We start from the raw sequence: 18,070 nt of genomic DNA, 5'->3' as shown, positions 1-18,070 counted from the left end.
TGTATGCAGAAATCAGTCTTTGAGATGCTCTTCCTTCCAGTGCTTCCATTTCTGAACAGCTTCCGGATTCTGCTTTTCCAGCCGTTCTTCCAGCTTTTTCCGGCGCTGTTCCAGCCGTTCTAGGACTTCCGGATGCTCGGCAAGGATTTTTTCTTTCAGCTTGCCACGGCGCTTTTCTAGAAGATGAAGGATCAGTTTCCGGTCGGAAGTTAATTCCTCAGGCAGCTCATCCATATGTAATTCAATTCTTCGAAGCAGTTCATCCTCATCCAGAACACCCAGCCCATGCCAGTTATCCAGAAGCTCTTCCAGACCTTCTTCGGAGAGACGTTGGATATCCGGGATCTGATGCAGCTGTTCAATAATGTGATGGACAGATTCTTCGATCTCTTTTACTGCATCATCACCAAAAGCCCAGGCGAACTCTTCCAGGGTATTTTCTTCCTCTGCCGGAAGAAAAGCGATACTGCGGCGCAGAAGCTTTGTCTCGTCTTCCTTTGGAACATCCAGTTCATAAGGGGCTTCGATCCCTGCGTCATGCAGAGCAGCAAGAATGGTACGGCGGACCATACCGTCCTTGATCATATGACCGATGCCGAACTGACGCAGCTGGTCATTGATCTGGGTGGAATGCTCTGTGAGGTAAAAACGGATCCCACGTTTTTTCAGGCTTGCGGAGATGGCATCCAGACGGTCTGCTGCTGTGATATCAATGCTGTTGATAGCACTGGCATCTACGATCACTACCCTGGTGTCTTTTCGGATGCTGTTCTCAATATCTTCCTGAAAAATCTTTATATTTGCAAAAAACAGGTTTTCACTGAAACGGTAGATCACAACGCCCTTAATAGGGTAGGCGAAACGGTTTTTGGACAGATCAAAATAAGCATCTCTTCCAGGGATCATACCACGGAAGGAGCGCGGCGGGTTGGTGGCCTTCAGGATCACAGCTACGAAAGAGAGCAGGATACCAATGATAACCCCATAAATGGTTCCAAGACAGAGCACACTGAAACCGGCAGCCATGAAGATGTAGAATTCTGTGCGGCTTACTTTGAAAAGACGTACAGCCAGATGGGTTTCCACCACATCCATCAAAGCAGAGATCACAATGGCTGTCAGTACAGGAACCGGAAGATATCCGATAAAACCGGTGCCGAAAAGAAGGATCAGAGCCATGGTGATCCCGGCAGTGATGGAAACCGCCTGAGATTTTCCACCGTACTGTTCATTGAGGGAGGTGCGGGAGATACTGCCGTTTACTGGGCAGCAGCCTACTGCGGCGGCAGCAATATTTCCGGCGGCACAGGCCAGGATTTCCTGACGGTCGTTCAGCTTATAATCATTGCGGAACGCAAAGGTATTCTCTGCAAGAAGAGTTTCTGCCATAATGACAACAGCAACCATAAGACCGCGGCCTGCCGCCTGGGTCAGATCAACATTTCCGAAATCCGGGATCACCAGGGAGGAAAGCCCACGTTCTACAGACTGCAGGAGGACTACGCCTTTTTCGTCTACATGAAAAATAATGGTGGAAAGAACACCCAGAGCCATAATAACGATAGCCATGGGGAATTTCGGCGCCAGCTTTTTAAATGTGCGGATCAGCACCAGAGCACCAAGCCCCATGAAGAGGGAAAGCCAGCTGATATTTTTGGCAGCAGCAAAGATATGCTCTGCCAGTTCCAGGAGCTCTCCGGATCCTGCAGGACTTCCCATAAGTTTCGGGATCTGCATCAGGATGATGGTAACTGCGATACCGCTGATAAAACCGCCCATAACAGGTGTGGAGATAAAGTCCACGATCTTATCTGCGTGAAGCAGAAAGAAGATAAACAGCCACAGACCTGCAAAAAGTGCGATGGCAGGAACATAATCCATGGCAGCTTCTGACTCTGCAGCAATGCCCAGAGTAGACAGTGCACCACCTACAATGGCAGCAGGTGCCGCATCAACTCCGAAGATAAACTGTCTTGAAGTGGAAAATAGAGCAAACAAAAGGATCGGCAGAACAGAACCGTATAGTCCGTATACCGCCGGGATCCCGGAAATCTGGGCATATCCCATGGAGATAGGGATGGAAACAGCTGCTATGATGATGCCGGAGAAAATATCTTTGGGAAGGTATTCCTTCCGATATCCTCGCAGCGTGGAAAACAGGGAAAGCTTCATATAGTCACATCCTTTTCTGAAAAATATTTTCTATTATATACCAAAGAGAGCCTGTAGGAAAGAAGCAAAGCAAAGGTTCCGGGTGAAAAATCGTGGACAAAGAATAACTGCCATATTATAATAAATGCGAAATTGCAGTAACCGTAAGAGATACAGGCTGCAAAGCTGAGAAATCATCAATCATCAGGAAAGGTTAAGATATAAATGAAAAAAGCGATCATAGCAATGAGCGGCGGTGTAGACAGCTCCGTGGCAGCTCTTTTGACAAAGGAATCCGGTGACGAGTGCATCGGCGCTACCATGAAACTTTACAACAACGAAGATATCGGTGTCCACAGGGAAAAGACCTGCTGTTCCCTGGACGATGTTGAGGATGCCAGAAGCGTAGCCTATCAGATGGATATGCCTTACTACGTGTTTAATTTTACCGCAGATTTCCATACAGAGGTTATGGACAGGTTTGTAGATGCCTACGAAAACGGCTGCACCCCTAATCCATGTATCGACTGTAACCGATATCTGAAATTTGATAAAATGTTTCACCGCATGCAGGAGATCGGCTACGATTATATTGTAACCGGACATTATGCAAGAGTGGAGTACGATGAGAAACGGGACCGCTACCTTCTGAAAAAAGCAGTGGACGATACAAAGGATCAGTCATACGTTCTCTATATGCTGACCCAGGAACAGCTGGCACATGTAAAGCTTCCGCTTGGAGGTCTCCGGAAGGACCAGGTTCGTGTCATTGCCGAAAAACATGGCTTTATCAATGCCAGAAAGCATGACAGTCAGGATATCTGTTTTGTACCGGACGGCGATTATGCGAAATTTATTGAGAAATACACAGGCAAAAAAACACCGGAGGGTGATTTTGTAGATAAAGAGGGAAACTATATCGGACGCCATAAGGGGATCATCCATTACACGATCGGCCAGCGCCGCGGCCTTGGCATTCCGGCGGCCAGCCGTCTTTATGTCTGTGAGATCTCTCCGAAGACCAATACGGTAGTTCTCGGGGACAACGAAGATCTTTTCAGTAGTGAACTTGAGGCAGACAATGTAAATCTGATCTCTGTGGACAGCTTAGCTGAGCCGAAAAGAGTGACTGCCAAGATCCGTTACCGTCACAAAGAGCAGCCTGCCACTGCATGGCAGACACCGGATGGCATCCTTCATGTGAAATTTGATGAACCGCAGAGAGCCATCACAAAAGGCCAGGCTGTAGTGATGTATGACGGAGATGAGGTTGTAGGTGGTGGCGCTATAAATAAAATCTATAGCCAGTCATAAATAAAGGTGAGAACCTAAATATATAAACCCCATTGACATACTAGGAAAAGGGTGATATGATTGCATCATCAAAAAACGGAGCACACAAAACAAGGTGAGCAACGTGATGATCAGGAGGAAATCATGAAGGTTTTACAGAAGTCAACAAGGGTGTTTATCGAAGAAAAGCGAATGTGTTGTTGTCGCTGATAAGCAGATGATCATAAGAAAAGCAATTACTATTTTACCGAATATAAGAATAAAAGAAAAGAGGACAAACACATGAGCAAAATTACAAGAGATCAGAGAAAATTCAAATTTGAGACATTACAGCTTCACGTAGGACAGGAACAGCCGGATCCGGTTACAGATGCAAGAGCAGTACCGATCTACCAGACATCTTCCTATGTATTCCGCAACTGCGATCATGCAGCAGCACGTTTCGGACTTGCAGATGCCGGTAACATTTACGGACGTCTTACAAACCCGACAGAGGACGTATTCGAGAAGAGGATCGCAGCACTTGAGGGTGGTTCCGCAGCACTTGCAGTAGCATCCGGTGCAGCAGCTATCACATACACGATCGAGAACCTTGCACAGCAGGGAGATCACATCGTATCTGCAAAAAATATCTACGGCGGAAGCTTCAATCTCCTTGAGCATACCCTTCCTGCATACGGCGTAACAACAACATTCGTAGACATCTTCAATCCTGAGGAAGTAGAGAATGCGATCCAGGAGAATACAAAAGCTGTTTACATCGAGACTCTCGGAAATCCGAATTCTGATGTTGTAGATATCGAAGCAATCGCGAATATTGCTCACAAACATAAAATTCCGCTTGTTGTAGATAACACATTTGCAACACCATACCTTGTAAGACCGATCGAGTATGGTGCAGATATCGTAGTTCATTCCGCAACAAAATTTATCGGCGGACATGGAACAACAATTGGTGGAGTTATCGTAGAGGGCGGTAAGTTCGACTGGGAGGCATCCGGTAAATTCCCGTCCCTTACAGAGCCAAACCCAAGCTATCATGGCGTAAGCTTCACAAAGGCATGCGGACCGGCTGCATTTGTTACAAAGATCCGTGCGATCCTTCTCCGTGATACAGGAGCAACAATTTCTCCGGTAAGCTCCTTCATCTTCCTTCAGGGACTTGAGACACTGTCTCTTCGTGTAGAGCGTCATGTTGAGAACGCACTGAAGGTTGTACAGTATCTGAATGATCATCCGCAGGTAGAGAAGGTTCATCATCCGTCTGTGTCCACAGATCCAAGCCAGCAGGAGCTTTATAAGAAATATTTCCCTAACGGTGGTGGCTCCATCTTTACATTCGAGATCAAGGGAGACGCACAGAAGGCAAAGGATTTCATTGATAACCTTGAGCTGTTCTCACTTCTTGCAAACGTTGCAGATGTGAAATCCCTTGTTATCCATCCGGCTACTACAACACACAGCCAGTGCACAGAGGAAGAGCTTCTTGATCAGGGAATCAAGCCAAACACGATCCGTCTTTCCATCGGAACTGAGAATATCGATGACATCATCCAGGATCTTGATGAGGCATTCAAGGCTGTCCAGTAAATAAGACAATTAAATAAGAAGAATACCTTCTATAATCAATAGCACAGAAAAATCTGCTTCGGGACATGTGAGAACATAGTCCCGGGGCAGATTTTTTGTGCGCTTATCTGGAAAATCCAAAAGCGGGAAGATCCGTGTTGATGGTACTGAGAATGCATGGATCATGTGTGCTTTTTTCAGGCGGATTCCGATGTCACAAGTTCTTCTAATGTTCCGAAGGTATATCCCATCTCTTCCCATTTTGTCAGCAGCTCATCCAGGATGGATGCATTGGTGGAAGAGGTGCTATGCAGCAGCACGATGGCACCCGGATGGATCCGTCCCAGAAGCTTTTCAAAAGCTTCTTCTTTTGAAGGCTGATTATCCTGATACCAGTCCACATAGGCCAGACTCCAGAAAAAGGTGTGATATCCCAGCTCTTTTGCCATCTCTAAATTTTCCGTGCTGTAGATGCCCTGGGGCGGCCGGTAAAATTTTGTCATTTCTTTTCCGGTGGCTTCCTTATAAAGGGCCTCCACATCCTCAAGCTGTTTCTGAAAGGCGTCCTTTGTGGAGATACCGGACATATCCGGGTGTGTCATGGTGTGGTTTCCTACGGTATGGCCTGCATCTACGATCTCACGGATCAGTTCCGGTTTTTCCCGGATCAGGGTTCCCACAACAAAAAATGTGGCATGCACCTGGTGCTTATGTAAGGCATTCAGAATGGCAGGCATATTTCCATTGTCATAGCCTGCGTCAAAGGTAAGATAGATTTTTTTCTCATCGGTATCGGCTGCATACCAGGCATTGTATTTTTTCAATTCTTCAATAGAAGCATTTCCTGTGGGCTGTTTGCCTTCTTCCTGAAAACCAAGCCCCCAGTTCTCGTTTTGGAATGTCATAGAGACAGAAGAGGCCTGGCTGTTTTCAGCAGAATCCTGGTCGGACTGTGAGCCGGAAATAAAATGAGAATAGATCTTTCCTGCAAGACTGCCAAGAGCAAAAGCCATGACAAAGAAAAAAATAAGACGGTAGATGTGTTTTTGTTTCATGGGAACCTCAGAGAAAATGGAGTTATTAATATGTTTATGAACACAAAGAAGAAGATATGAAAGCAGAAGATCATGAGATCATGCCTGTGAGACAGAGGTCAAAATAAGCAAAAAATAAGAGTCATCAGCGATTGATCTCTTCTGCCGATGACTCTTTTAATTTTCATTATCCAATGGAATATACCTCTCATTTCTTAGATTTAAAACTTATACGGAATTAAAATTTACGTTCTCGGTGGTCCGTACCTCCTTGTTTTAATTATGATGGAAAATCTTTAAATCTTCTGGTGGACTGTACCTCTCTTTCTTAGATTATGGGAAGTAAGTTATGTTTTCGGTGGGTTCACGCTCCTTTTTGATTTAGTTTTTTGTTTTCCGTTTGTTTTATTTGATGGTTAAACTATAACAGATAAAATAGATATTGTCAATACTAAAATTGAAAAATAATAAAAATAAATTTAAAAAGAAAAATAATAACAGCCATACATGCAAAATAATCAGATAATATTAAAGCGTCAACAATACAGGAAAAATAAATAGATGTTTTATTAATAGCGCAAAAGAATGACAGATTCAAAAGTATTTCCATAGTCATGCCATTGCCAGCTTCCGTCATATTTGTGGCAGATATCTTCAATAATAGAAAGTCCTAATCCGTGATTAAAAGAATCTTTTTTTGTAGTAGTATGGTCAAATACCGTTTGCGGATTTTTGCTATTTTTAACCAGGATAGAAATAAATCCTTTAGAGGTTGTCAAGGACAGGGAAAGATATGGTTCCGCAGATTCAGAAGAACGGCATGCTTCAATAGCATTATCTAATATGTTAAATAAAACACTGCATAAATCTGAGGACTGAATATTTGATTTTTCAGGAAGAAAAATCTTGTAGTCTGTATGGATACCTAAATGCTGAGCAAACAGTCGTTTGGATTCCAGAATGGCAAGAATAAGATTATCTTCGCAATAAGGATGAAAGCGGTCACGCTGGAAAGCTTCAAGGACCTCGTAAACGAGTTTCTGTGCATTTTCGCAATCATTTTCATGCAGAAGTTTTTGTATTGACTGGAGATTTTTTGAAAATTGTTTCTGGGCTTTAAGTGAGGTGGCTTCCTGTTGATTCATTAATAGCAGATGTTCAGAGTTTAAAAGTTGTTGCTTTTTTAACAGATTAAGCTCTGCTTCTACTTTTTCGCTTGTAAAAAGTTGCATTAAAAGCTGATATAAATTGTAACATAAGATAGTTGCAGTCAGACAGGTCAGTAAAAAAAATGAATTCAAATATTGTCCGGTATAAGTAGACAGAAGATAAAATATTTGAAAAAAAGCTAAAGATATAATAAAAATTATTTTTTGTTTAAAAGTCATAATATGGAATCCTCCTGATTGAGTGATTTACAGACTGATGTATGATTATTATGGTCTATGTTATTGCTTAACACAGAATTACAATATTTTTCTGCTGCATCTGTTTTTTTCATATCTATAAGATAAGCTAACGAAAACAGATGGTTTTCTATATCATGATTCCATTTGCGGATTTTAATGTATTCTTGTTTCATTTCTTCTGATACTTCCATTTGTTTTTTCAGTAATTCCATTTTATGGAGATTCTGTTTGAAATTTATCTGCTCTTGTTCTAAGGATTTAAGACCATGTATAAATAACAGAAAACTTATACAGCAGCAAGTGATATATAAAATAACAGGAATAAACTGGTTGCTGAATTTATAATGCTGTAGGAATTCTGTTGCAATCATGGGCAGGAAAATAGGAAGAATAATAAACAGCAGTAAAGTAAACTTCAGATAATTTATACATTCCCGTAAAAGAGAGAAAACATTTTTATAAAATAGATAAGCAAAAGAAAAAATGAGCAATTGTATGATCAGCTTTTCATGGAAAGTGCATAGAGAATAAATATTTATTGCAGTATATGTATGCTGGTGAATAAACCGGTTGTAAATTTGTATGTAAATATTCAGTGCCAGAAGTTCAGTTAATATACTGGTAAAAAGAATGATAAAGTAAGCTATCAGCTTTTTTTTAAAGGAGCCTCTGAATAAAGAAAAAAGATTCAGAAACATGACTATTTGTGTTAACATCGTCATTTCGTTATTGTGCCCATATACTTTGATCATATGAAAAGAAGACAGTAAAACAAAACAAACTAAAATATGGACAAAAGCTTTCGCTTTTGAACTTATTCGTCTGGGAAAAAGCTGCATGAAACAATATACAGGCATAGTTGAATGATATGCAGCAATAAGCATTGCAAATAACAGGTTTTTTAACATTACAGAACCTCACTTGAATTTTGGAGTAACAATTGTGCAAAGGCATCTTTAGTTGCCTGGTAATAGTTTCGGCTTACAGGAATATGGGTTCCATCAGAAAGTTCAATGCCAGCATGGCTGAAAGTATGTATGGTATTTATGTTGACCGCAAAACTTTTATGACATATACAAAAATCAGGTTTTAATTGTTCGATAAGAATCGGAATTTTTTCACGACAATAGTAAATCTGCGATTTGGTATGTATTTCAGTATTTCGTAGTTTTCGCTCCATATAAAAAATATCGGATCGAAGGAGACGGTAATCTCGGGACTGATAATTAAAACAAAAATACTGTTGACGGAGTTTATTCAGTTTGCGGCAGGAAGCAGAAAGTGCTTTAGGAAGATATTCTTCCATTTGCTGTTTATAAACAAAATAAATATGATCTGTTTCATAAACAGAAGATGCATATTGCAGATATTGGCTGATAAAAATTATCTGTGTATTCGGATTTAATAAATTGATTCTCTGAGCAAGTTTGATTCCAGACACAGATTCAGATCCAAGTTCAATATCCATGAGAATAATATGATAAGGGCATTGTTCATTGGATATTTGATTGAGAAAATCAGTGGCCGAAGAAAAGGTATCAATTTCGACTGGAATTTCAAGAGAAGAACAGGATAATGTATGAATTTGTCTGCATTGAATGTCATTATCTTCACATATTGCGAGTTTCAGCATAGAAATCTCTCCTTGAAATAAGTGATTTTGAAAGTATTATAACACAATTTTTCAATTGATAGTAAAAATTCAAGTAAAAAATCTATGACAAATGAAAAATTTAAAAAACTGATGCTTGTAGAAATAGTAAATGGTTAATTATGTACTTTACTATGTCTGTTTATGCAAATGACTAAAAAAAAGAAAAAAGTATGGTAAAATTAAAGTTACAAAAATTTAGGGGAGGGGAATGAGAAAATGGATAAAATAAAAAGATGTTTGCAATGTGGAAGAGGTGTCTCAGATTCTGTGGACAATGTGGTAAGAGAGTAAATTGAGAAAAGGAAGGAGCGATTTTATGTATTCAAGGATGAAAAGAAAATGTAGTTTTATTGTACTAGTAGTAATGGTAGTTAGTCTGCTTATGGTTTCTGGAACGCCGGTACATGCTGACAGTTACAGCTGGATGGAGAGTGCAAAGAAGGTAAAAATCAATAGTACGATCAAAGGAGTGGCACGGAATAATCAGCCCCCGACTCTCATGGATCCATGGGATAGCTATGAAGAGTACTTTTATTTTAAGGCCCCGGTAAAAATGAATATCACTATTACAGTAACTATGAAAGGAACCCAAGGTGTTTCAATGTCGTTATATAATAGCAGAGGAAATTATATGAGGGATAGTAACGATTGGTTATATAACAGATCTAAAAATCAGAATAGTACAATTCTGCGGAGTACTTGTAATGCAGGAGAATATTATATTCGTCTAACGGAACTTTATAATTCTAATTCAGAAAAACATCCGTATTCATTAACAGTCCAGGGAAAACTTTTAAATTCTGCAAAGATAACTAAAATACGAAAAGTTTCTTCCACAAAAGCTAAAATAATATGGAAAAATCTTGGAAATGTTACGGGATATGAGTTATTTAGAAAGAATTATGGAGGCAGTTATAAGAAGGTTGCAACAATAACGAGAAGGAGAAATTATTACATAGATAAAGGATTGAAACGCAGAAAGAACTATTATTATATTGTTCGTGCTTACAAAACAATTGATGGTAAAAAGGTATACAGTAATAATTCTGCAGTAACAAGGATTAAAATGTAGATACTTTAACCGAATCAAGTAAGCTCACTGTTTCAATTGCGAAAATAAATAAGCAGTGGGCGGAGACTTGCTTGTATCAGGAGGAGGGCAGGCTCCTTCTGATAAACTGCGAGGCAGTTATCCGGTTATGAACAAGTAGCGAAGCGGATTGCGAATATCCGTTTGACTAGAAATGAGAGAGAAAATATAAGAAAAATCAAGAGCTTTTGTTGGATGTTTTTTTACTTTCAATAGTTATTTCAACAAATAAGACAGAAGCAGCAGTACAGGATACTAATGAAGGTACATTGAATGTTCAATGGGAAGATGAAAACTTTGGTGAGTCAATTTGCAATGCTTTGAAAAAAGAAGAAGTCACATATGCAGATATTGAAGGAATAACAGGCATCAGTATCGATTCGCAGTATGTAGTGAAGTTGGATTGGAAAGATAAGACAGAAGAATACGTTTACAATTCAGGGAATGATATGTGTGAAATACTTGCATTGCAGGAATTTTCTACATTAGAGGATTTAAAGAAATTTCCTTATCTTCGTGAATTATGTCTGAATGAATGCATAGTTGATGATAATACTGCATTAGGAGAATTGACTAAATTAGAAAACCTGAAGTTGGATGGATATTCCATAGATTCCCTTGATCGTTTGAAAAATCTGACTGCATTAAAAAGTCTGATCATTCAGGGTGCGGAGTTCGAAGATTTACAGGCATTAAAAGAACTGACTAATATGGAAGAACTAAGGCTGCCTAATAATAATATCAAAAACATCGATGCTTTGGAGAAAATGACAAACCTGGAAGAACTCATATTATACGGGAATCAAATAAAGAATATATCTGCACTCAGAAAACTCTGCAAACTTAGGGTGTTAAAACTGGAAGGGAATCTGATAGAAGACGTAGAACCATTAATGAATTTAAAAAATCTTGAGAAATTAAGCTTAGGGGATAATCCAGTTAAAAATGTACAACTTCTTGAAAATCTTACGGGAACGGATATAGATTTGGAGTGAATGTAGAAAAAGAAGGAGATTATGTGGATTTGAGTACAGATAAAACACCACACTATGGAGTTGTAACAAGAGTAATTGATTCGAATAGTTTTGAAACCATAGAGTGTAATATATTTGGAGCTCCTTGCAAAATTATTGCAATGACACGCCGGAAATCCGATGAGAGAGGTATAGTTCGTTCTACGAAAACAAGATGATGATTAAGGGAGGGATATGATGAGAAAGATTAAAAAGTATTTTATTATAATATTACTAAGTATATTCACTTTAACAACTGTAGAAACTTCATCACTGAATTTTAGTGCATATATCGTTCAGGCAAAGGTTTCTTCTTCGACGAAGAGAAAAGCTCAAGAGGCATATCGAAAATTTCTGACGCAAAGGAGATACAGATATTTTACATTATGGGATATTGATAAAGATGGCTTGAAAGAACTTCTTGTTACCGATGGAAGAGAGCGAGTTGGAAATTCACCGATCAAAGCATATGCATATACTTATACACGGGGAAAACTGAGATATGCAGGTGAGATTGGGAGTCCTATGTCAGGAATAAGCTATAATTGTATAACAAAGCGTTTGCATGCATCTTGGGGTGGATGTGGAAATGTTGAATATTGGTATTATACCTTGACAAAGAATAAAAAAGTAAAACAGGTAATATGCGGTGCGTATGTAAATGGAGTAAAAAATGGAAATGTACAATACAAATGTTTATATAACAAGAAAAAAATTTCATTAAAAAAATGGAAACAGATAACAGATAAATGGATTAAACAAACAAGCACTTTGAAATATTATAGAAATACTACAAGTAACAGAAAAAAACATATGAAAATGTAAAAGTAATAATCACAGTAAAATAGGGAAGAGGTGCAAATTACGCTCAAACGGAATGCCAGTTCCGCTACTGCGGAACGGCTATTCCATTTTTAACGGTACGAAGTACCGCTAGATGATATCATTCTGTTTCACGCATATTTATACCGTTCATCTCCAGACGATATGTATGATGTTTATCTGTGATTCGTGTAAGGCACGCATCAGCGTAGGTATTATCAGCAAACATATCAAACCATGTACTGACTGGAAACTGTGAGATGACTACAGTTGATTTTCTTCTATCCCTGGTGTCAAGGATTTCAAAAAGATCCCGGCATTTATCAAGATTGAGATCCATAAGGCCAAAATCATCGATCACAAGAAGATCCAGCTTGGTCAGCTTATTCAGGTAATCCAGATTTGTGGATTTGATACGTGCCTGTTCCATTTCGCTCATAAGAGTGTTCACTTTTATATACTTTACACTCTTAGACTGCTTCATTGCAGTTACACAAAAAGTATTGATTGAAACAATCTCAAACCCTCAGCAGAACTGGGGAGACTCGTGGACACAAGGAGCGATAAATGTAGTATCAAATTAGAATGTGGGTCTAGCAAACCACATAAAAGACAACGGAGGTATCCATGGATAATCAAAGTTTAGCACATAGTAGGTATAATTGTACGTACCATATAAGAAGTGATGCCTTTATTGTTAGTAGAAGCAATACAGGCAACTACAAAAGTCTTGTGGATATCAATGCCACAGCAGATTTTGTACACGATTTTTAAAGTCATAGGGATTCCTTTCGGAACCGTGAGGTTCAGAGAATTATAGGGAGTAACGGCATTGACTGAACGCCTAAGCCATAAACGAGATTGTTTATACAAAGATAAGATTACGTGTTCAAAGTCACACTTATTTGTGCTTGAAAAGGCGGACTACACATATAAAAATACGGTCATCCGGCAAGCCGGACAGCCCACTCACCTCCCCGTGATTTACAGTATACCGAGATCCCTATAAGAAGAATTATAAAGAAAAAAACTCAGGAAAACATTTTCATAACGTTTTTTGTCTGAGTGAAGCGAAAGGAATGGATATAAATATGAAAAGAATAGTACAAATATGTTTGATAATGACAGGAATTTTTTTGGGAGTTTTTAATGTTTATGGATCTTCGACGTATCAGATTCTAAAAGATCAACAAATCGAATTTACGGATATTCTGGTAGAGGGAGATAGTTTAGTTCTGGTAAGAAATGAAAAAAATGGTTTTTCATCAGAAGGAATATATTTAGGTGTGTATAACTGTGTTGAGAGAATGTGGACTGTAGAATATCAGGCCTATGATGAATATTTGAAATCATCCTATTATGCAGGAGATGGAATATTCGCTTTGTCGGATGGAGAGACCACTACGTTATTAAATACTAAGACGCAGAAATTTTTGAAATTGGATATAAATGTTAATTTTAATGATCTTCATTTTTATAATGGATGTGCGGTGAGCGGAGCCAGAGAATCCTATGGAGATCAATTGTATGGAATTTATGAAATCGACGAAGATGGAAATTACCAAAATACCGGTATTACTGATTTTATTACCGAGGATAAAATATTGAGCCCGGATGATTTTGAGTTTGTATATGCGGATGGAAAGCAGGTTGTTTATATTTATGATGGGGAAGAGTTTTATATATATGATGTTGTTGCTGCAGAAGTTTACGACATTTACCATCCGGATTATGCTGATAAGTTCTGGCATGGGTGGACTGATACATTAAAAGTAAGTATATGTGGAGAAAAATATCTCGTTCTTTTAAATATGGAAGGTACTGATGGACAAAATTATTATGCGGTTATGGATTTTTATGGAAGTATGATTACGGAGGCAACGAAATGCGATTTGGCAATAGCAACGGAAAAAGGAAACATTGTAGTAAAAAATGGTAATGAATTAAATGAGATTGAGCTTGCTAAATTGGAGACACCAGAAAAACAGTCGTTAAATTTGATGCCTTTATTGGAAACAAACTGTTCTTGGAGAAATGAGCAAACGGCTGGAATGGATATTCAGGGAAATACTTATGGAAATGCAATAGAGTATTCTTTTGTCACTGATCCGTTTGGTACAGAAGAATACAGTACGTGCGATGCGTGGTATTTAGGGGAAAATTATTCAAGACTTACGGGAACCTGGTATTTTCCTGCAGATCAGATTCAAGATGGATTTGCACATATAAGATTAATAGGCGATGGAAATGTAATATATGATAATTCAGAGTTAAATGCAGATAATTGTCGGATCGATTTTGATATAGATGTAAGCGGAATCAGAGAGCTTAGTTTTGAATATAACGGGATTTGTGATATGACGGATATTTTGTTTGGCATGTCTGATGCTAAATTATGTAGTTGAGAGATTTTTAAATAAATGATAAAGGGGAAGAGAAAATGACAAAAGTTAAAAGGTGTTCACAATGTGGAAAAGAAGTGTCTCAAGGTGGTTCGTTTTGTCCGTTCTGTGGAAACATTATAAATGAGAATGTGAAGAGTGAAAGTAGAGAATCAGCTATATATGGGTTAGATGATGATACTCAAAAGAAATATCAAACTGATATAAATAAAAAATTACAAAAACAAAAACATCTGGAATATCAAAAAGAAAATTTATTAAAAAAGAAAAAGAGTTTGGGACTGAAAATTGATAATTACAGCAAGATTATACAAAAAGAGATTCCGAGTTGTGAACGAAATAAAACGGCACCGAATATGCCAGTTATAAAAATTGAGAATTCTAAAATGGACGTCAAATGGTATATAGCAGCATGTATTGCTGTTTTGGAATTTATTTCAGGATTCATGCCATGGGTGAGTTTATATTATGCGGATCTGTTTCAAGGTCAAACAATAAGTTGCGCAGGTATTTTTGATCTATTGAACGATATTTCAAAATTTGAAGATTGGACGAACTCAACACCAGAAGTGTTAAGAGTATTTGTATTTATTATTATGTTTGGTTTTGTAATGCTGTTTATTAATGGCTATTTTATAGCACAGGTCTTACAAAAAAGGGAATCTGAGGTAAGTGGAACGATAGCAGGTATCAGCGGAATTGTAGTATCAGTGGCTATCTTATTGTATAAAATTAGTATGGAAGAAGATGACTGGAGATGGATTTCAATTAATACGCAGGTTGGCGTTTGGCTGATGTTGCTTGCAGGAATCGCTTTGATTTGTGTGATTGTATTTTATAAAAGTGATACAGAAGCAGAGACAAAGAATAAATCAAACTTCGAATTTGAAGTGATGAATTATGATCCAGTTCTGCCGGTTCGAATGAAAACTCTTAAAATCAGAAAAGAAAATGATAAATTAATACTTGAATTGACGTATGCGGAATTTGAATGGGCAGGTATTGAGGAATTTATAGTAGATATTCAGTTAGTAAGATACGATGGCACTGTTAATACGTTTGTCCAAAATGCACTATTTGAGAAAAAAGGACAAAATTTCGCAAGATTCCAATTGCAGGATGCGGGATATGATCTGGATGGCATTGCAAGTGCAAGAGTAAACATTTTAGTTTATAACATATATAAAAGTCAGAAGAAACATGTGGAAAAAGGAAGTGGCTTTTCAGCATACAGTGATTATTCTGTTGATGAACTGCGTAGTGCAAGATTCGCGAATTCGAATATGGTGATGTGTATGGAAAAAAATATCGGGAAAAACCATCAGTGCTGCTGTGGACAGGTGTATTCCAATAAAAATAATAAATGCCCGCTTTGCGGAAAGGAAAGAAGGGATAAGTAGTATGAATGATACAGAATATAGAGAAAGATGCAGAGAGTTAGAAAAAAATATACATATGTTAGAATCTGAAGTCAATGTATTAAACAATGAATGTGAAAAGTTGTTGGATTTAAAAGAAAAGAGTCGAAATAGTCTGCAGATGTCTTCTTGTGGGAATAATCCGATATTTGTGGAAAAAGCACAAGTTAATATGGAGAAAGAAATTCCAACAATAGGTAAATCTCAAGACAAAAAAACAGAAGATAAATCTGAAATTTCACAAGACAAAAAAACGCAGATAAATCAATTCTGCCCGTATTGTGGAGCAGTAGTAAAAGGAATGCAATTCTGTGGACAATGTGGAAAAAGAGTAAACTGAGATAGAGAGGTGCGTATGAAGAAATGTCCGAAGTGTGGGAAAGAAAATATAGATGAGGCAAGATTTTGTACATGGTGCAGAGCAGAGTTGCCGGTGATATCAGAGAAAAAGAAAAATGATCTGGGAAGAATAATAGCAATCGTAATACTTATATCAGTTATTTGTGCATGTCTGGCCGGAGTATTTATGCTTTTTAAAGATAAAAACTCTGGGAAAGATCAAGGTGAAGCAATAGCACAGAAAGAAGAAAATAGACAAGTGGATAAAGACATATCTGCTGAAAAGAAGAGTTCTGGTGTATATGTGGCTCCTTTTATGAATAATGAAGGAAAGTGGGGCTATATAAACACAGATGGAGATGTAGTTATTGAATGTAAATATGATTCAGCATATGAATTTGATCAGGATGGATATGCGGTAGTTGGAATGCAGACAGATTCAGATGCAAGTGAATATTATACGATTTATGGATTGGTAAATACAGAGGGAGAAGAGATTATTCCTTTAGACTATAGCTATATTAACAGTTCAATTGGTTCTACTTGTGATAATTATGGATATAGAACTATAACCAGACTTCCGTATCCATTTGATTATGATGAGCAATATTCAGGAGTTATGGATAAGAATGGAAACATTATGATGTCTCCAGAGTATAGCAGTATATATAATATAGGTGATTCTGGATATTTTATTGCTTGTGAGTCTGAAACGGGAATGTATGGAATTATAGATGAAAATTACGAGTGGATTTGTGAAGCAGAATATTCAGATATTTATAAAGTGTGGGAGGATTCTACTGATAATTTAGTGAAAGTAAATGGAGAGTATCTGCTGATAGCAGAGTATGATTTTCAGGAAGGGCATGGTGCTGAGATTATAAATGAATATGGAGAAACTATTGTGCCAATGGAATATTATGATATAAATTCACAATGTGGAATGAATCGTTTAGTTGTTGAAAATTCTGAAGGATATTATGGCGCTATAGATTTGGAAGGTAATCTGGAAGTACCATGTCAATATGATGAATTAGGGAATTTTTCGTATGATAATGAGACCTATGCAATGAAAGATAATGCTGTTTTTATAGTAGACATTTATGGAAATGAGCGTTTTCTTACAAATGCAGATGAGTGTTGGCAGATGGATTCAAATCTTTATGAAGTAGGGATTAATGAGAACTGGAATGTTATTGATTCAAATGGTGAATATCTGTTTTCAGAAACTCATGATAATCATGAAGTAAATGAGAAGTATATTGCTGGCAATAACGAAGAGAAAAAACATGGTATGTTGATCTTAAAGTCAGGCGAGGTAGTTAACACAGAATATCAGAAATATATGCTTTCATATACAGTGCCGGATATAGTGGGAGTTTATGATGGGGCAAATTACGGAATGCTTGGTTCGAATGGAGAATTAATAGTCCCATGTAGCTATGATAGTTGTGAAATATCTGAAGATGGTGCATATATTACTGCTGACAGACAGAAGGATGAGTATGGAAATTATACAGAATGTACTTTGTTTGATAGCAATGGTAATAAAATAGAAACTTTTGATACGGGAATTTATAATGTAGGTGTTTTTCGGAAAATTTCAAACGCTGCATAAGTGAGTTAATAGAAATAAGAGAAGAAGTTTGAAACAAATAAGTAGAGGACAGCCAAAGAATAAAGGGCATGACAAATAAACCATCGTAAGAGGTGGTTTTGAAAAGTAAATATGGACACAACAACCTAAGTCAGTACCACCAGCAAAGCTGGTGGTACTGACTTTGTCCTGTGCTTTTTTATAGTAAGCATTTACCGTATACGTAAATTAGTGTAATATCCTCGTCCTTATCAACAGAACACGTATAGACCCAACCCT

General features: G+C 37.9%; 16 protein-coding genes. 9 read left to right on the top strand and 7 right to left on the bottom strand.

From position 1 onward, the window contains the following. Window positions 1-12 precede the first annotated feature (12 nt). Complete coding sequence (locus DWW77_RS15720; RefSeq protein WP_118609091.1) at window positions 13-2,172, bottom strand: SulP family inorganic anion transporter; 2,160 nt, start codon at window positions 2,170-2,172, stop codon at window positions 13-15. A gap of 204 nt (window positions 2,173-2,376) precedes the next feature. Between DWW77_RS15720 and mnmA the strand changes: the two genes are divergently transcribed. After that, the gene (mnmA, locus tag DWW77_RS15715; protein ID WP_118609090.1) at window positions 2,377-3,465 is read left to right on the top strand and encodes a tRNA 2-thiouridine(34) synthase MnmA; all 1,089 of its coding nucleotides are present in this window, start codon (window positions 2,377-2,379) and stop codon (window positions 3,463-3,465) included. Between the two features lie 261 nt (window positions 3,466-3,726). Next, window positions 3,727-5,034, top strand: coding sequence for an O-acetylhomoserine aminocarboxypropyltransferase/cysteine synthase family protein (locus DWW77_RS15710; RefSeq protein WP_118609089.1), 1,308 nt, complete (start codon window positions 3,727-3,729; stop codon window positions 5,032-5,034). A gap of 176 nt (window positions 5,035-5,210) precedes the next feature. On the opposite strand, the gene DWW77_RS15705 is transcribed toward DWW77_RS15710, so the two are convergent. The 4 genes from DWW77_RS15705 to DWW77_RS15690 all read right to left on the bottom strand — a co-directional run bounded on the left by DWW77_RS15705 (window position 5,211) and on the right by DWW77_RS15690 (window position 9,089). Further along, window positions 5,211-6,068 carry a polysaccharide deacetylase family protein gene (locus tag DWW77_RS15705; RefSeq protein ID WP_118609088.1) on the bottom strand — a complete coding sequence of 286 codons (858 nt, stop codon included), beginning with the start codon at window positions 6,066-6,068 and terminating at the stop codon, window positions 5,211-5,213. 548 nt (window positions 6,069-6,616) lie between these two features. Next, complete coding sequence (locus DWW77_RS15700; protein ID WP_118609087.1) at window positions 6,617-7,435, bottom strand: sensor histidine kinase; 819 nt, start codon at window positions 7,433-7,435, stop codon at window positions 6,617-6,619. Further along, window positions 7,432-8,364 carry a hypothetical protein gene (locus DWW77_RS15695; protein WP_059086382.1) on the bottom strand — a complete coding sequence of 311 codons (933 nt, stop codon included), beginning with the start codon at window positions 8,362-8,364 and terminating at the stop codon, window positions 7,432-7,434. Before DWW77_RS15695 ends, DWW77_RS15700 begins: the two co-directional genes overlap by 4 nt. Beyond that, a complete protein-coding gene (locus tag DWW77_RS15690; protein WP_059086381.1) occupies window positions 8,364-9,089 on the bottom strand; it encodes a LytR/AlgR family response regulator transcription factor in 726 nt (241 codons plus the stop codon). The genes DWW77_RS15695 and DWW77_RS15690 overlap by 1 nt, the downstream gene beginning before the upstream one ends. Window positions 9,090-9,426: 337 nt before the next feature. Between DWW77_RS15690 and DWW77_RS15685 the strand changes: the two genes are divergently transcribed. The 3 genes from DWW77_RS15685 to DWW77_RS15675 all read left to right on the top strand — a co-directional run bounded on the left by DWW77_RS15685 (window position 9,427) and on the right by DWW77_RS15675 (window position 12,038). Further along, entirely contained in the window at window positions 9,427-10,182 is a 756-nt protein-coding gene (locus tag DWW77_RS15685; protein ID WP_059086380.1) for a fibronectin type III domain-containing protein, read from the top strand. Between the two features lie 209 nt (window positions 10,183-10,391). Then, window positions 10,392-11,195 carry a leucine-rich repeat domain-containing protein gene (locus DWW77_RS15680; protein ID WP_059086379.1) on the top strand — a complete coding sequence of 268 codons (804 nt, stop codon included), beginning with the start codon at window positions 10,392-10,394 and terminating at the stop codon, window positions 11,193-11,195. A 216-nt stretch (window positions 11,196-11,411) separates the two neighbouring features. Beyond that, window positions 11,412-12,038, top strand: a complete 627-nt coding sequence (locus tag DWW77_RS15675; protein ID WP_059086378.1) for a hypothetical protein — start codon at window positions 11,412-11,414, stop codon at window positions 12,036-12,038. A 118-nt stretch (window positions 12,039-12,156) separates the two neighbouring features. Here the strand turns inward: DWW77_RS15675 and DWW77_RS15670 are convergent, their stop codons facing one another. Continuing rightward, on the bottom strand, window positions 12,157-12,543 hold the full coding sequence (locus DWW77_RS15670; RefSeq protein WP_265191075.1) for an ATP-binding protein: 387 nt from the start codon (window positions 12,541-12,543) through the stop codon (window positions 12,157-12,159). Window positions 12,544-12,677: 134 nt separating this feature from the next. Beyond that, the gene (locus DWW77_RS18145) at window positions 12,678-12,815 is read right to left on the bottom strand and encodes a hypothetical protein (RefSeq protein WP_173739664.1); all 138 of its coding nucleotides are present in this window, start codon (window positions 12,813-12,815) and stop codon (window positions 12,678-12,680) included. A 311-nt stretch (window positions 12,816-13,126) separates the two neighbouring features. On the opposite strand from DWW77_RS18145, the gene DWW77_RS15665 reads away from it, so the two are divergent. Genes DWW77_RS15665 through DWW77_RS15650 form a run of 4 tightly spaced genes read left to right on the top strand, consistent with a single transcriptional unit; the run spans window position 13,127 to window position 17,812 of the window. Further along, window positions 13,127-14,440: a hypothetical protein gene (locus tag DWW77_RS15665; RefSeq protein WP_059086376.1), complete on the top strand. Its 1,314-nt coding sequence runs from the start codon at window positions 13,127-13,129 to the stop codon at window positions 14,438-14,440. Between the two features lie 35 nt (window positions 14,441-14,475). After that, window positions 14,476-15,837 (top strand): zinc ribbon domain-containing protein, encoded by a 1,362-nt coding sequence (locus DWW77_RS15660; RefSeq protein ID WP_059086375.1) that lies wholly within the window; start codon window positions 14,476-14,478, stop codon window positions 15,835-15,837. 1 nt (window position 15,838) lies between these two features. Continuing rightward, entirely contained in the window at window positions 15,839-16,195 is a 357-nt protein-coding gene (locus tag DWW77_RS15655; RefSeq protein WP_059086374.1) for a hypothetical protein, read from the top strand. Window positions 16,196-16,210: 15 nt separating this feature from the next. Further along, a complete protein-coding gene (locus tag DWW77_RS15650) occupies window positions 16,211-17,812 on the top strand; it encodes a WG repeat-containing protein (RefSeq protein ID WP_059086373.1) in 1,602 nt (533 codons plus the stop codon). The last annotated feature ends 258 nt before the right edge of the window (window positions 17,813-18,070 follow it).

It is taken from the genome of Ruminococcus sp. AF17-12, from assembly GCF_003479245.1.
GTDB lineage: Bacteria > Bacillota > Clostridia > Lachnospirales > Lachnospiraceae > Blautia_A > Blautia_A fusiformis.
This window is presented reverse-complemented; position numbering and strand designations above follow the sequence as displayed.